The sequence below is a fragment of the Stutzerimonas balearica DSM 6083 genome, from assembly GCF_000818015.1.
Taxonomy (GTDB): Bacteria; Pseudomonadota; Gammaproteobacteria; order Pseudomonadales; family Pseudomonadaceae; genus Stutzerimonas; species Stutzerimonas balearica.
Genome location: NZ_CP007511.1, coordinates 333052 through 346404 on the forward strand (window position 1 = coordinate 333052; position 13353 = coordinate 346404).

14 protein-coding genes are annotated in these 13353 nt (G+C 67.5%); 7 read left to right on the forward strand and 7 right to left on the reverse strand.

The features are described from left to right. The first annotated feature begins 2 nt into the window (after positions 1–2). From pstA to phoU, 3 genes are all read left to right on the forward strand, one after another. Positions 3–1673 carry a phosphate ABC transporter permease PstA gene (gene pstA, locus CL52_RS01425; RefSeq protein ID WP_043217972.1) on the forward strand — a complete coding sequence of 557 codons (1671 nt, stop codon included), beginning with the start codon at positions 3–5 and terminating at the stop codon, positions 1671–1673. 78 nt (positions 1674–1751) lie between these two features. After that, on the forward strand, positions 1752–2579 hold the full coding sequence (pstB, locus tag CL52_RS01430) for a phosphate ABC transporter ATP-binding protein PstB (RefSeq protein ID WP_043217974.1): 828 nt from the start codon (positions 1752–1754) through the stop codon (positions 2577–2579). Positions 2580–2754: 175 nt separating this feature from the next. After that, positions 2755–3483 carry a phosphate signaling complex protein PhoU gene (phoU, locus tag CL52_RS01435; protein ID WP_043217975.1) on the forward strand — a complete coding sequence of 243 codons (729 nt, stop codon included), beginning with the start codon at positions 2755–2757 and terminating at the stop codon, positions 3481–3483. Between the two features lie 6 nt (positions 3484–3489). On the opposite strand, the gene CL52_RS01440 is transcribed toward phoU, so the two are convergent. Then, positions 3490–4398 carry a LysR family transcriptional regulator gene (locus tag CL52_RS01440; protein WP_043217977.1) on the reverse strand — a complete coding sequence of 303 codons (909 nt, stop codon included), beginning with the start codon at positions 4396–4398 and terminating at the stop codon, positions 3490–3492. Between the two features lie 87 nt (positions 4399–4485). Between CL52_RS01440 and CL52_RS01445 the strand changes: the two genes are divergently transcribed. Then, positions 4486–5400: a DMT family transporter gene (locus CL52_RS01445; protein WP_052264504.1), complete on the forward strand. Its 915-nt coding sequence runs from the start codon at positions 4486–4488 to the stop codon at positions 5398–5400. Positions 5401–5412: 12 nt separating this feature from the next. Here CL52_RS01445 and CL52_RS01450 read toward each other — a convergent pair whose 3' ends face one another. Both CL52_RS01450 and CL52_RS01455 read right to left on the reverse strand, forming a co-directional pair. Beyond that, entirely contained in the window at positions 5413–6786 is a 1374-nt protein-coding gene (locus CL52_RS01450) for a DUF3482 domain-containing protein (protein ID WP_043217978.1), read from the reverse strand. After that, complete coding sequence (locus CL52_RS01455; RefSeq protein ID WP_043217979.1) at positions 6779–8185, reverse strand: DUF2868 domain-containing protein; 1407 nt, start codon at positions 8183–8185, stop codon at positions 6779–6781. The genes CL52_RS01450 and CL52_RS01455 overlap by 8 nt, the downstream gene beginning before the upstream one ends. Positions 8186–8393: 208 nt before the next feature. Here CL52_RS01455 and CL52_RS01460 point away from each other — a divergent pair, with 208 nt between their 5' ends. After that, on the forward strand, positions 8394–8639 hold the full coding sequence (locus CL52_RS01460) for a DUF4282 domain-containing protein (RefSeq protein ID WP_041108557.1): 246 nt from the start codon (positions 8394–8396) through the stop codon (positions 8637–8639). Positions 8640–8694: 55 nt separating this feature from the next. On the opposite strand, the gene CL52_RS01465 is transcribed toward CL52_RS01460, so the two are convergent. Then, positions 8695–10218, reverse strand: coding sequence for a nucleobase:cation symporter-2 family protein (locus tag CL52_RS01465; protein WP_043217981.1), 1524 nt, complete (start codon positions 10216–10218; stop codon positions 8695–8697). Between the two features lie 361 nt (positions 10219–10579). Between CL52_RS01465 and CL52_RS01470 the strand changes: the two genes are divergently transcribed. Further along, entirely contained in the window at positions 10580–11107 is a 528-nt protein-coding gene (locus tag CL52_RS01470) for a dihydrofolate reductase (protein WP_043217983.1), read from the forward strand. A gap of 66 nt (positions 11108–11173) precedes the next feature. Next, positions 11174–11821, forward strand: coding sequence for a YitT family protein (locus CL52_RS01475; RefSeq protein WP_043217985.1), 648 nt, complete (start codon positions 11174–11176; stop codon positions 11819–11821). Here the strand turns inward: CL52_RS01475 and CL52_RS01480 are convergent. The 3 genes from CL52_RS01480 to CL52_RS01490 form a co-directional block, all read right to left on the reverse strand. Further along, the gene (locus CL52_RS01480) at positions 11814–12269 is read right to left on the reverse strand and encodes a metallophosphoesterase family protein (protein WP_043217989.1); all 456 of its coding nucleotides are present in this window, start codon (positions 12267–12269) and stop codon (positions 11814–11816) included. The two genes, CL52_RS01475 and CL52_RS01480, sit on opposite strands and share 8 nt — an antisense overlap. A 73-nt stretch (positions 12270–12342) precedes the next feature. Next, positions 12343–12795, reverse strand: coding sequence for a thioesterase domain-containing protein (locus tag CL52_RS01485; protein ID WP_041108552.1), 453 nt, complete (start codon positions 12793–12795; stop codon positions 12343–12345). A 129-nt stretch (positions 12796–12924) separates the two neighbouring features. Continuing rightward, positions 12925–13326, reverse strand: a complete 402-nt coding sequence (locus CL52_RS01490; protein ID WP_041108652.1) for a YkgJ family cysteine cluster protein — start codon at positions 13324–13326, stop codon at positions 12925–12927. Between the last annotated feature and the right edge of the window lie 27 nt (positions 13327–13353).

Genomic DNA, 13353 nt, shown 5'->3' on the forward strand with positions numbered 1-13353 from the left:
ACGTGAAACAGCAGAACCTCAAGACCTGGTTCAAGAGCGGCACGCCGTGGGTCTGGATGAACGCCGGCGCGGTGGCCATCGCCATTCTGATGACGCTGGGCCTGCTCTCGGTGATCGCGGTGCGTGGCCTGGCGCACTTCTGGCCGGCCGATGTCATCGTCGCCGACTATCAGGTGCCCGGCAGTCCGGCGCGGGTAGTCGCCGGCGAAGTGGTCGAAGCCGAAGAGGTGCCGCGTGCACGCCTGGCCGCCAGCGGCCTGCCGGTGGACGTCGAAGGCGGTGAGTTCATGACCCGCGAGCTGCTCAAGGTCGGCAACCGCGAGGTCTACGGTGCCGACTTCACCTGGGTGGTCGGCGAGTGGCTGAGCGAGATGCGCCGGCCGGCCGAGTTGATGGCGGTCGAGCGGCGTGAGTGGGGCAATTTCTACGGCTATCTGGTCAACGTCAAGGAGCAGGGCCAGGTGGTCGCCGAGGGTGCCGATGCCTGGACCGAACTGCAGCAGCGCATCGCCCGTGTCGACGAGCTGCACGCGCAGATCGCCGAGCTGGAAAAGGTCGATATCGGCCGCATCAACCATGGCCTCGAGCGCCTGCGCCTGAGAACCCGCCAGCTCGAGTTGGACGGTCGGCTGGATGCGACGGCCCAGGCCGACCTGGACGCCGAGCGGGCCGAGTGGGACGCCCATTACAAGGCGCTGGAGAGCGAACTGGTGGCGCTGAACCAGCAGTTCAGCCGCGACAGCATGACGGTGCGCACCGCCGACGGCCGCGAGATGGAAATCAACCTCGGCAAGGTGGTACGGGCCTACCAGCCCAACGACATGTCGATTGCCGACAAGCTCGGCTTCTACTTCGCCAAGCTGTGGGAGTTCGTCAGCGACGAACCGCGCGAGGCCAACACCGAGGGCGGTATCTTCCCGGCGATCTTCGGCACCGTGCTGATGACCATCATCATGGCGGTGATCGTCACCCCGTTCGGTGTGATCGCGGCGGTCTACCTGCGCGAATACGCCAAGCAGGGGCTGCTCACCCGCATCATTCGCATCGCAGTGAACAACCTCGCCGGCGTACCCTCGATCGTCTACGGGGTGTTCGGCCTGGGCTTCTTCGTCTACGTCCTCGGCGGCTCGATCGACCGCCTGTTCTACCCCGAGGCCGCGCCGGCGCCGGTGTTCGGCACCCCGGGGCTGATGTGGGCCTCGCTGACCCTGGCGATCCTCACGCTGCCAGTGGTGATCGTGGCCACCGAGGAAGGCCTGGCGCGCATCCCGCGGATGATCCGCGAAGGCTCGCTGGCGCTCGGTGCGACCAAGTCCGAGACGTTGTGGAAGGTGGTGCTGCCAATGGCCAGCCCGGCGATGATGACCGGCCTGATCCTCGCCGTGGCGCGCGCTGCCGGTGAGGTCGCCCCGCTGATGCTGGTCGGCGTGGTCAAGCTGGCGCCGACCCTGCCGCTCAACGGCAACTACCCCTATCTGCACCTGGACCAGAAGATCATGCACCTGGGCTTCCACATCTACGACGTCGGCTTCCAGAGCCCCAACGTCGAGGCGGCGCGCCCGCTGGTCTACGCCACGGCGCTGCTGCTGGTGCTGGTCATCGCTATTCTCAACTTCAGCGCGGTGGTCATCCGTAACCATCTGCGCGAGAAGTACAAGGCGCTGGATCATTAATCGAGGGCGCAAGCCGCGGGCGCCGGCCCGGGCTTGCCATTCAAGCTTGCAGCTTGCCGCTGCGAACGGAGTGAGCACATGCAAACCAACACCCATTCCATCGACATCGCCGCCCTCGGACGCGACAAACGCAGCCTGAGCCTGGCTGACGAGCCGGTGGCCATCGAAGTGCCGGACCTGAGCCTGTTCTACGGCGAGAAGCAGGCGCTGTTCAACGTCAGCATGAACATCCCGCGCCAGCGTGTGACCGCCTTCATCGGGCCGTCGGGCTGCGGCAAGTCGACCCTGCTGCGCTGCTTCAACCGCATGAACGACCTGGTCGATGGCTGCCGCATCGAAGGCGCGATCAACCTCGACGGCACCAACATCTACCGCAAGGGCGAAGACGTCGCCGACCTGCGCCGTCGCGTCGGCATGGTGTTCCAGAAGCCCAACCCGTTCCCCAAGAGCATCTACGAGAACGTCGTCTACGGCCTGCGCATCCAGGGCATCAAGCAGAAGCGCGTGCTCGACGAAACCGTCGAATGGGCGCTCAAGGGCGCGGCGCTGTGGGAGGAGGTCAAGGATCGCCTGCACGAGTCGGCACTCGGCCTGTCCGGCGGTCAGCAGCAGCGCCTGGTGATCGCCCGCACCATCGCCGTGCAGCCGGAAGTGCTGCTGCTCGACGAACCGAGCTCGGCCCTCGACCCGATTTCCTCGCTGAAGGTCGAGGAGCTGATCTACGAGCTGAAATCCAAGTACACCATCGTCATCGTTACCCACAACATGCAGCAGGCCGCGCGGGTGTCGGACTACACCGCGTTCATGTACATGGGCAAGCTGATCGAATATGGCGATACCGATACGCTGTTCACCAACCCGGCCAAGAAGCAGACCGAAGACTACATCACCGGACGCTACGGTTGAGGCCATGGGAAATCTCCCCTGGCCTTGTCGGGCGCGCTTGCCGTACTAGATGTACTGTCTGCGCACGCCCTCCGCGCCAGCGAAGATTTCCCAAGGGCCTCAATGTCGACTCGACTATTTCCAGGTGCGCTGCGCACCAGAGCCGCCTAGCGGCAGTCTCCTCGGAGCGAGAACAATGATCAGCAAAGACAGCCACACCCAACACATCTCCCAGCAGTTCAACGCCGAGCTCGAGGAGGTGCGCAGCCACCTGCTGGCCATGGGCGGGTTGGTGGAGAAGCAGGTCAACGACGCGGTCACCGCGCTGATCGAGGCCGATTCGGGCCTGGCGCAGCAGGTGCGTGAGGTCGATGACCAGATCAACCAGATGGAGCGCAACATCGACGAGGAGTGCATCCGCATCCTCGCCCGCCGCCAGCCGGCGGCATCCGACCTGCGCCTGATCATCAGCGTGTCGAAGTCGGTGATCGACCTCGAGCGCATCGGCGACGAGGCCTCGAAAATCGCCCGCCGCGCCATCCAGTTGTGCGAGGAAGGCGAGTCGCCGCGCGGCTACGTCGAGGTGCGCCATATCGGCGACCAGGTGCGGCGCATGGTGCAGGAAGCGCTCGACGCCTTTGCCCGTTTCGACGCCGAGCTGGCGTTGTCGGTGGCGCAGTACGACAAGACCGTCGATCGCGAGTACAAGACCGCGCTGCGCGAGCTGGTGACCTTCATGATGGAAGACCCGCGCTCGATCTCCCGCGTGCTCAACGTGATCTGGGTGCTGCGCTCGCTCGAACGCATCGGCGACCACGCGCGCAACATCGCCGAGCTGGTGATCTATCTGGTGCGCGGCACCGACGTCCGTCACCTGGGCCTGGCGCGCATCGCCGAGGAAGTCGAGAGCGGCAAGAACCGCTGAGGCCGCTCAGGCCAGCTGCGCGGCGAGAAAATCGATCAGCACACGCAGCTTTGGCGGCAGTTGGCGGTCCTGACGCCAGAGCAGCCAGGCGGCACCCTGGTAGGAACCGGTGTAGCGCCAGCCGGGCAGCACCTCGACCAGGCGGCCCGCGGCCAGTGCCTCGGCTGCGGTGAAGTGTGGCAGGCAGGTGATGCCCAGGTGCGCCAGCGCCGCCTGCAATCGCGCCTCGCTGTGGTTGCTGACGAAGCGCCCGTGCACGGCGACCACCTGCTGCTCGCCGTCGCGGCGCAGGTGCCAGCGATGATCCCCGGCGGTTTCCCCCAGATACAGACAGCTGTGCCGCAGCAGCGCCTGCGGATGGTCCGGCGTGCCATGGCGAGCCAGGTATTCGGGGCTGGCGCAGAGCAGCTGGCGCACCTCGCCCAGCGGCCGGCCGGCGAGGCCTTCGGGCGGCTGGTCGGTGACCTGCACCATCAGGTCGAAGCCATCCTCGATCAGATCCGGTGACAGATCGCTGATGCGCAGCTGCACGTCGATCTCCGGATAGCGCTGCAGAAACGGCCCCATCAGCGGCGCGATGAGGAATTTGCCGTAGGCCTTGGGCACGCTCAGGCGCACCTGGCCGCGTGGGCTGCGCATCATGCCTTCGCTCAGCGCCAGCGCGGCGTCGGCGGCCTGCAGCGCCTGGCGGCACTGCGCGTAGAACGCCTGGCCGGCTTCGTTCAGCCGCAGCTGGCGGGTGGTGCGCTCGAGCAGCCGCAAGCCCAGCCGTTGCTCCAGGCGGGCGATCTGCCGGCTCAGCGCCGAGGGCGTGCTGCCGATCTCGCGGGCCGCTGCGGAGAAGCTGCCGGCCTCGACCACGCGGGCGAACGCCGCCATGTAGGGCAGGAGGTCAGCGGCCTGATTCGTTCCCATGGCGCAAAAGTCCTGTTCGTTTCGACGGGATTATCGCCAGAGGTGCCTGGTCGGACAATGACGCTCCGACCCCTGGAGCGCCCGCCGATGATTTCTTCCACGCCTGTCCCCGCTCGTTGGCCCGGTGTCGCCGACGGCATGCTGCTGTTGGTCGCCATCATCTGGGGCAGCAGCTACGCGGCGGCCAAGCAGGCCCTGCTGTTCTACCCGGTGCTGGGCTTCATCGCGATTCGCTTCGGCCTGACCTTCGTGCTCCTGCTGCCGCAGTTGCGCGGCGCCGGCCGGCGTGCCTGGCGCCCGGGGCTGCCGCTTGGCCTGCTGCTGCTGGCGATCTTTCTTTGCGAGATCTATGGCGTGAGCCTCACCCGCGCGAGCAATGCCGCATTCCTGATCAGCCTGTGCGTCATCCTGACGCCATTGCTCGAGTGGCTGCTGCTCGGGCAGCGGCCTCATCCAGCCCTTTGCGCGGCGGCCGGTATGTCGCTGCTTGGCGTGTGGCTGCTCACCGGCGGGCCGCAGGCCGGCTTCAACGTCGGCGACGGGCTGATGCTGCTGGCCGCGCTGCTGCGGGCGCTGTTCGTCTGCCTGACGCGGCGCCTCACCGCGGCCCGCGGCGTGCCGGCGTTGGCGCTGACCGGCGTGCAGAGCGGCGTGGTGGCGCTGGCTTGCCTGGTGCTGGCTGCGGCTACGGGTGGCCTGCCGGCATTACCGCGCGAGCCGCAGTTCTGGGCCTTGAGCCTTTACCTGGTGCTGTTCGCCACGCTGTTTGCGTTCTATGCGCAGAATCTCGCCCTGGCGCGGAGCAGTGCGACCCGCGTCTCGCTGCTGATGGGGTCCGAGCCGCTGTTCGGTGCGCTGATCGCCGGGCTCTGGCTGGGTGAGCGGCTCGATCCGTTGGGCTGGGCCGGCGGCCTGCTGATCGTTGTGGCGACGCTCTGGACGCTGCGGCTGGGCAGCGCCGCGCCGGCGGTCGAAGGGCGTGAGCGCATGGCCGCCGGCTGAGGCGCCCGGTGGTCATCCGTGCTGCAAATCGGCCTGCAGCTGGTCGAGCACCTGCCGTCGCTCGTCCTCGGCGAGCCGCGCGCCCGGGTTGAGCGACGACCATTGCGGGTGCGCCCGACAGCGAACCAGGGCCTCCGGCAATTTGCCTTCGCGCCAGCTCTGATCCTGCGGCGCGGCCAGGCGGATTGCCTCGGTGGCGGCATGCCCACGGCTGGCCAGCGCGGCCAGCAACTGGCGCTGGCGCAGGGCGAGCAGGCGCAGCACGGCATCATCGACGGTCAGCTCGCGCTTGCCCTTGAGCTTGCCGAGCAGGCGGTTGCCGTAGTGCCGCGCGGTCTGCGCACCGCCGCCGGCAATGGCGCCGAGCAGCGCCGCCGCACCGAGGGTGATACCGCCGACCATCAGGTCCACGCCGGCACCTGCCGCGGCACCTGCGGCCATGCCGCCGCCGATCTTCACGCCGAGTTGCTTCAAGGTCTCGGGATTGAACAGATCGTCGCCCCAGCGCCCATCGAGCAACGGCAGATCGCTGGCTGCCGCGTCGTCCCGGCGAAAGGCGTACAGGCGCAGCAGCGCCTCGACGCAGCGCTGCTCGCGGCCGCGCACGGCGTCGTGCAATTCCCGAATGGCGCCACGCTCCAGCTCCGGCTGGGCCGCCACGCTGCGTCGGCAGGCGGCGACATCCACCAGCAGCTCGGCGATCAGCCGCTGGCCGCTGGCCAGGCGTGCGGCAGCCTGGGCCTCGTGGTCCTCGATCAGGCGCTGCAGCTTGGGGCGCGCCTGTTCCAGCAGCAGCGCCAGGCTTTCATACAGCCGGCGCTCACCGTCCACGGGTGGCGCCACGCTGTCGAAGCGCACCAGTGCATGCAGGCCGAGGCGGGCCAGGGCCTGACGCCATTCCTCGTCGCGGTGCCCCGGCTGGGCGACGAAGTTGAGCACCGGCAACAGCGGCTTGCCGCAGCCGGCGAGCACCGCCAGCTCGTCCTTGTACTTGGCCAGCACCGGCTCACGGGCGTCGATCACGTAGAGCCCGGCGTCGCTGGCGAGCAGCTGACGCAGCACCTTGGCTTCCTGCTCGAAGCGCCCCCGCGCCTCGCTGCCGTCGAGAAAGCGCGCGGTGCGTGCCGGGCCGTCGAGGCGTTCGCCGGGGCGCTCCAGCCGCTCGAGGTAGTCGAGCAGGGCGATGGCATCTTCGAGACCCGGGGTGTCGTAGAGCTCCAGCAGCGCTTCGCCATCCACCGACAGCCGTGCGCCTTCGACGTGACGCGTGGTGCTCGGCCGGTGCGAGACCTCGCCGAAGCCGATGTCGCGGGTCAGGGTGCGCAGCAGCGAGGTCTTGCCGACATTGGTGTGGCCGACCACGGCCAGCTTGAGGGCGTCAGTCATGGCCAGTCTCCAGCCAGCGCAGCGGGGCAGCGCTGGAATGCGTCAGCCCCAGCGTATCGAGGGCCTGATGCCAGTCTTGCAGACGCGCGCTGTCGAGCGCCTCGCCGGCTGGTGCCTGCAGCAGCCAGACGCGAGTCGCCGCCGCACAGCGCGACAGCTCGCCGAGCAGCGCCAGCGTGCCGCGGTCCGGCGAGCGCCGCGGGTCGCAGGCGATGACCAGACGCGCTGGCGGAAAACGGCTGAGCTGTTCGAGCAGGCGCCGCCGGCCTTCGCGATCGTCGAGCACGCCGGCATCGGCAACACCCTTTGGTAGAACCGGCGGCCATGGGCGACGGCCATCCAGTTCGATGGCCACCAGTACGGCACCGGCGCTGCCATCGAGCTGAGCGCCGGCGCTGGGCGCGTGCAGTTGGGCAGGCGCCGCATCACGGATGCCGAGGCGCTCGCTGGTCGGCTGCAGACGTTCACGCAGCAGGCGATAGGCCGGCAGGTCGAGGTCGAGACGCAACGCCGCCCGGCCACGTCGCCAGCGCCACAGGCAAAGCGCGGCAAGCCCCAGGCGCGGCAGCAGGCCATAGACCAGCAGCACGCCGACCAGCCAGCCGGCCCAGCTCTGCCGCGCGCGCTCGAGGTCGCCACCGAGCATGCCGCTGGCGCGGATCTGCTCGACATCCGGCAGGCTGAAGCCGAGCAGCGACGGAAGCGCACCGAGTGCCTGGGTCAGGCCGATGAAGGCGCTCTCGCCGAGGATGGTGGTCTCCCAGACAAAACCGTAGCGGCGGGTGGCGAGCAGCGCGAGCAGTGTGAGCAAGGCGCTGCCCATCGCCAGCAGCCAGAGTCCATGCACTCCAAGGCCGAGCAGCCAGCGGCCAAGCCGGCGCTGGTGCAGGACGGCAAGCAGGGCCGGCGCCAGCTGAGCCGCGCGGGCGTCGCGGGCGAGCTTTTCGCTGAGCCACAGCCAGAGCCGGCCGAGGGCGCCGCCGCTGTCACGCGTGAGGAAAAAGGCCAGCAGCCAGCCGAGCAGGGTCAGCAGGTTCAGCCCGAGCAGGCTGCCCAGCGCCCAGAACACGTTGACCGGCCGCGTACCGTCGCCCAGGGCCGCCCAGGCCAGCCCGGCACCGCTGGCAGCAGCCAGCAACGCCAGGGCGAAAGCGCCCAGACGGGCGCCCTGGCGCCAGTGCATCAGGGCTTCGATCAGGCCGTCGCGACGCGCCAGCCAGAGCGCGCGGTGCTCGATCCTCGCCTGCAGCTCGCCGCCGGCGGCGCGGGCTTGGCGATTGGCCTCGTCGTCCTCCAGGGGGCCGGCGTGTTCTTCGCGCAGGCGAACGGCCTCGGTGAGCCAGAGGCGATCGAGCGGGTCGGCTGGGGTCTCGGGTGAAAACGGTGCGGATGCAGGCACGCGGCTTCTCGTCGTGGGGCTCGATCGGCAGGATAACCGCTCCCGATTGGAAGGGTGAAATCGGTCAAATGACGCGGGGGCGCTGTCCGTTAGTATGCGCCGCCGATCAACCGATCGACTCCGCGGTTCGCCGCATCATCCGCCAGGGACCGGCCGATGCTCAGCACCATGTGCTCGCTGCCCCTGCGCACCGAAAAAGGGACTTTTCATGAAACAAACCTTGTTCTTCGACGCGATGGTGACACCCAAGATCATTACGCTGCTGTACTGGCTCGGGCTGGTCGGCGTGGTGGTCGGCTCGATCGCACTCATGGCCGGTATGTTCGGCGGCGGGCTCTGGTCCGGGTTGGCTGTGCTGGTGTTCGGCCTGATCGGCACGCGCGTCTGGTGCGAGCTGCTGATCGTGCTGTTCAAGATTCACGAAAACCTGCAGAAGGTGGCCAGCAAGGCCTGAAACGAAAGGGCGGTCGAATGACCGCCCTTTTGCTTTGCCTGGCCGCCGGCTGGGCTCAGGCGCTGCTCGAGCTGGCCGCGCGCATCTGTGGCCGCGGCGGCGGTGCGGCGTGATGGTGAGCGTCGACCAGCGGAACTTCGTTGCCGTCGGCGTCATACAGCTTGCCGTTGCGGAAGTAGTCGCCATCGTGCAGGGCCGCGATGTCCTGGTAGCGCAGCGTGCGCTCGCTGGCGGCGACGAATACCGATTGCTGATCGGAGTTGCCGGCCTTCAGGTGGTTGAAGGTCAGATTCAAGAGAATCGCCATGATCGCCGCCGAGCTGATGCCGGAGTGGAAGATCGTCTCGAACCAGGCGGGGAAGTGGTGGTAGAAGCTCGGTGCGGCGATCGGGATCATGCCGAAGCCGATCGAGGTGGCGACGATCACCAGGTTCATGTTGTTGCGGTAGTCGACCTGCGCCAGGGTGCGGATGCCGCTGGCGGCCACCGTGCCGAACAGCACCACGCCGGCGCCACCGAGCACGGCGGTGGGCACCGCGGCGATCAGGCGTCCCATCACCGGCAGCAGACCGAGGGTGACCAGAATCAGGCCGGCGGTGGCTACCACGTAGCGGCTCTTCACGCCGGTGACCGCGACCAGCCCGACATTCTGCGCGAACGCGCTCTGGGTGAAGGAGCCGAACAGCGGCGCCAGAGAGCTGGAGATCATGTCGGCGCGCAGGCCATTGCCCAGGCGCTTGGAGTCGACCTTGGTCTCGATGATTTCGCCCACCGCGAGGATGTCCGCCGAGGTTTCCACCAGGGTGACCACGATGACGATGAGCATCGACAGGATCGCCGCCACCTGGAACTCCGGCGCGCCGAAGTGCAGCGGCGACGGCAGGGCGACCAGCGGCCCCTCGAGCACCTGGGAGAAGTCGGCCATGCCAAAGAACACCGCGACCAGGGTGCCGACCACCATCGCCAGGAGGATCGACAGGCGCGAGATGCTGGCATTGCCCAGCTTGCTCAGCGCCAGCACGGTAAAGAGGGTGAACGCAGCCAGGCAGATGTTGGCGACGCTGCCGAAATCCGGGGCCTGGCTGTTGCCGCCCATCGCCCAGCGCGCCGCGACCGGCATCAGCGTCAGGCCGATGGTGGTGATGACGATGCCGGTGACCAGCGGCGGAAAGAACTTGGTGATGCGAGAGAACACCGGCGTGATCAGCAGGCCGATCAATGAGGCGGCAATGACCGAGCCGAACACCACCGGTAGCCCGCCGGCGCCGTCGCTGCCGATGATGGCGATCATCGTCGCCACGCCAGCGAAGGAGACGCCTTGCACGAGGGGCAGCTGGCAACCGAAGAAAGGGATGCCAAGTGTTTGCAGTAGCGTGGCCAGCCCGCCGGCGAACAGCGAGGCGGCGATCAACAGACCGATGTCGGCCGGTGACAGGCCGGCCGCCTGGCCGACGATCAGGGGCACGGCGACGATGCCGCCATACATGGTGAGCACGTGTTGCAGGCCGTAGGCCAGGTTCGCACCGATGCCGAGGTTTTCGTATTCGGGGCGTTTTTCGGGGGCGGACGCGACTGACATGGGGTAGCTTCTCCCGTCTTTTTTATTGTGCTGCCACTGTAGAAAATTGAATGCGCTTTATGCCAGCTTTTGTATACAAGTTTTTCCACAGCTGAGCACTGCTGGCAGATCGGCATCTGTCCGACGAGCCGCGCGGCGGCACGGCCCGGATGGCGAACGGCCTCTGGTTCTGAAAGGCAAAAGCCGACGAACGGTTGGTTCAGGTTTTGCCGGGCATTCGTCGCTGGCCGGTAGCGAGCAGGCAAAGCGGGTGTGCGTTGAGCGTGGCGCGAATGCCTGAGACAGGGCGCCGGGCTACAAGGTGAGCTGCCCGACCATGCGCACGTGCCGCTCGCCCTGGCGCTCTGCTATCCTCGCGGGCATGACTCAGCCCTCACTTCCCCTCGCGATGATCGCGGCCCTCGCAGAGCGGCACGTGATCGGGCGCGACAACAGCATGCCCTGGCACCTGCCGGCGGACCTGCGCCATTTCAAGGCCATGACCCTCGGCAAGCCGGTGATCATGGGACGCAAGACTTGGGATTCACTCGGTCGGCCGTTGCCGGGCCGGCTCAATCTGGTGGTCAGTCGCCAGGCCGGCCTGCAGCTCGAGGGCGCCGAGACCTTCACCGATCTCGAATCTGCGCTGCAGCGGGCCGAGCAGTGGGCGCTGGAGCAGGGCGCGGGCGAGCTGATGCTGATCGGCGGTGCGCAGCTCTATTCCCAGGCGCTGGCCCGTGCGCAGCGGCTCTATCTCACCCGCATCGATGCGCGCCCGGAAGGCGATGCCTTCTTTCCGGCCTTCGACGAGGCCGAGTGGCAGTGCGTCGAGCGCGAGGCGCATCCGGCCGAAGGCGACGCTCCGGCGTACCGTTTCGAGACCTGGGTACGCGCCGACCGCCGCGCTTGACCGAGGCCAAGGCGTGCTCGGGCGTGGCTCTCTAAGCTTCTGCGCGTCGCCAACGGGAATCTGACCATGTCATCCGATGAAACCGGCGCCCCGGCCACCGACCGGGTCGCCCCGATCTTTGTGCGCCATCCTCTGTGGGAGGATCTCCTGGCGCTGCTGCTCGGCACCGCCATGGTCGCCCTCGGCATTACCTTCTACAGCCATGCGCAACTGCTCACGGGTGGCACCGTGGGTGTCGCCTTTCTGCTCAGCTACCTGAGCGACTGGTCGTTCGGCCCGCTGTTCTTTCTCGTCAACCTGCCGTTCTATGCGCTGGCGATCTGGCGCATGGGCTGGAAGTTCACCCTGCGCACCGCCTGCGCGGTCGGGCTGGTCTCGTTGTATGCGGAACTGATGCCCAACTGGGTCCAGTTCGCCAGGCTTGATGTGGTCTACGCCGCGCTTTTTGGGGGGTTCGCCATGGGCGTCGGGTTGCTCATGCTGTTCCGCCATCGCGCCAGCCTCGGCGGAGTGAACATCCTGACGCTGTACATCCAGGAGCGTTTCGGCGTGCGCGCCGGCAAGGTACAGATGGGTATCGATGCGCTGATCGTGCTCGGCGCGGTATTGGCGGTACCGCTGGATCGGGTGCTGCTCTCGGTGCTCGGCGCGGTGGCGCTGAATCTGGTGCTGGCAATCAACCACCGTGCCGACCGCTATACCGGGGTCAGCTGAGCTCGATCAGCTGGGCTGCGGCGCCTTCTGCGCTCAGCTCGAGCAGCGCCAGGCAGATTGGCAGGCGAAAGCGCCGCGGCCCGGCGCTGCCTGGGTTGAGGTAGAGCACACCGTCGCGCCGTTCGATCGAGGGCTTGTGCGAATGGCCGCTGATGACCACGGCGAAACCGCGGGCGGCCGGGTCGAACGCCAGCGTCTTCAGGTCGTGACGCACATGCAGGCGCCGGCCCTCGTACTCGAGGTCCAACTCCTCGGGCAGGGCCGTCGCCCAGTCCGCGACATCGACGTTGCCGCGAATGGCCTGAAGCGGCGCAATCTGGCGCAGAGCGTCGAGCACTTCAGGCTTGCCGATGTCACCGGCATGGATGATCAGGTCGCAGCCCTGCAGGGCCACGCTGGCCTGCGCACGCAGCAGGCCATGGGTATCGGAAATGACGCCGATGCGCATGCCGGATTTTTCCTCCGGGCAAAGCGCCCAGCATAGGCCAGGCCGTCATCCGGCGGGCGCCGTTCGTCGCGGCTTACTTGTGCAGTACGTACTGCCCGGTGAAGCGCACGGCGTCACGGCCGTCGGCGGCGAGAATGCGGCTGTGCAGCTCCAGGCGGGCACGGCCGCGGCGGCGGTAGATCGCCTCGAAGCGCTCCCAGGCGCCTTCGACCGGGGCGTTGCAGATGGCCGTGGCGTCGTCGACCACGGGAAGCGGATATTCGATCCGGCCGTCCTGGATGACGATGTGGCCGTCGTCGATACCGGCCTCGCGCAGGCGCAGGTGCAGCCAGCCCCAGCCAGCCAGCACCGCCGCGCAATACAGGCTGCCGCCGAACATGCTGCTCTTGTGATTGATGTTGGCCTGCAGCGGGACCTTCAGGCGCAGCTCGTGGTTTTCCCAGACATCGACGCGCAGGCCCATTGAACGGGTCAGCGGAATGTCGTGGTGGAGAATGGCTTCCAGATAGCGGCTTTCGCGGCTCATGCCGGTTGGATTCCTAAAACGTGACGGAGATACAGGCAGACGCCAAGCATGACCGCTGAGTCACGTTTTTGCCAGTTCCGCTCGGCGTTCTTCCGCGATCCCGGCGCGATCTGGCCGCCTCGCGCCGGCTCAGCGACCCGCCTTGCGGACGTAGGCGCAATGCCCCGGGCGCGGGCCGATGCGCGGGTGGTTGCGGCAGGTATCCGGGCGCTTGTCATAGACCTTGCACAGACGCGTGCGAGTATCCAGAAACAGGCAGTCGCCATTGGCCATGCGCGTCAGCGTGAACAGCCCGTGCTTCTGGTTGAAGTGCTCGACCACGCCTTCGCGGGACAGGCGGCGGGCCACCTGCTTGGCCGGCTCGTCGCGCTCGAACTCATCGACCAGCTGCAGGCGAATGAGGTCGTCGATGCGCACTTCGACCGGCAGCGTGCAGCAGGTTGCCTGGCAATCGCGGCACAGGCCGTTGCTGTAGCGCACCCAGGTTTCCAGGCGTTCGGGGTCGGCAGAGGCGATCAGTCGGGTCTTCACGGCGGTTGTCGCTGGGCAGGGGCGCGC

Excerpts from the sequence above, each read along its gene's own strand:
- CL52_RS01470 (WP_043217983.1), top strand. The coding sequence starts at position 10,580 with ATGACTCAGCCCTCACTTCCCCTCGCGATGATCGCGGCCCTCGCAGAG.
- CL52_RS01450 (WP_043217978.1), bottom strand. The coding sequence starts at position 6,786 with ATGACTGACGCCCTCAAGCTGGCCGTGGTCGGCCACACCAATGTCGGC.
- CL52_RS01465 (WP_043217981.1), bottom strand. The coding sequence starts at position 10,218 with ATGTCAGTCGCGTCCGCCCCCGAAAAACGCCCCGAATACGAAAACCTC.
- CL52_RS01485 (WP_041108552.1), bottom strand. The coding sequence starts at position 12,795 with ATGAGCCGCGAAAGCCGCTATCTGGAAGCCATTCTCCACCACGACATT.
- CL52_RS01460 (WP_041108557.1), top strand. The coding sequence starts at position 8,394 with ATGAAACAAACCTTGTTCTTCGACGCGATGGTGACACCCAAGATCATT.
- pstB (WP_043217974.1), top strand. The coding sequence starts at position 1,752 with ATGCAAACCAACACCCATTCCATCGACATCGCCGCCCTCGGACGCGAC.
- CL52_RS01480 (WP_043217989.1), bottom strand. The coding sequence starts at position 12,269 with ATGCGCATCGGCGTCATTTCCGATACCCATGGCCTGCTGCGTGCGCAG.
- CL52_RS01445 (WP_052264504.1), top strand. The coding sequence starts at position 4,486 with ATGATTTCTTCCACGCCTGTCCCCGCTCGTTGGCCCGGTGTCGCCGAC.
- phoU (WP_043217975.1), top strand. The coding sequence starts at position 2,755 with ATGATCAGCAAAGACAGCCACACCCAACACATCTCCCAGCAGTTCAAC.
- CL52_RS01440 (WP_043217977.1), bottom strand. The coding sequence starts at position 4,398 with ATGGGAACGAATCAGGCCGCTGACCTCCTGCCCTACATGGCGGCGTTC.
- CL52_RS01475 (WP_043217985.1), top strand. The coding sequence starts at position 11,174 with ATGTCATCCGATGAAACCGGCGCCCCGGCCACCGACCGGGTCGCCCCG.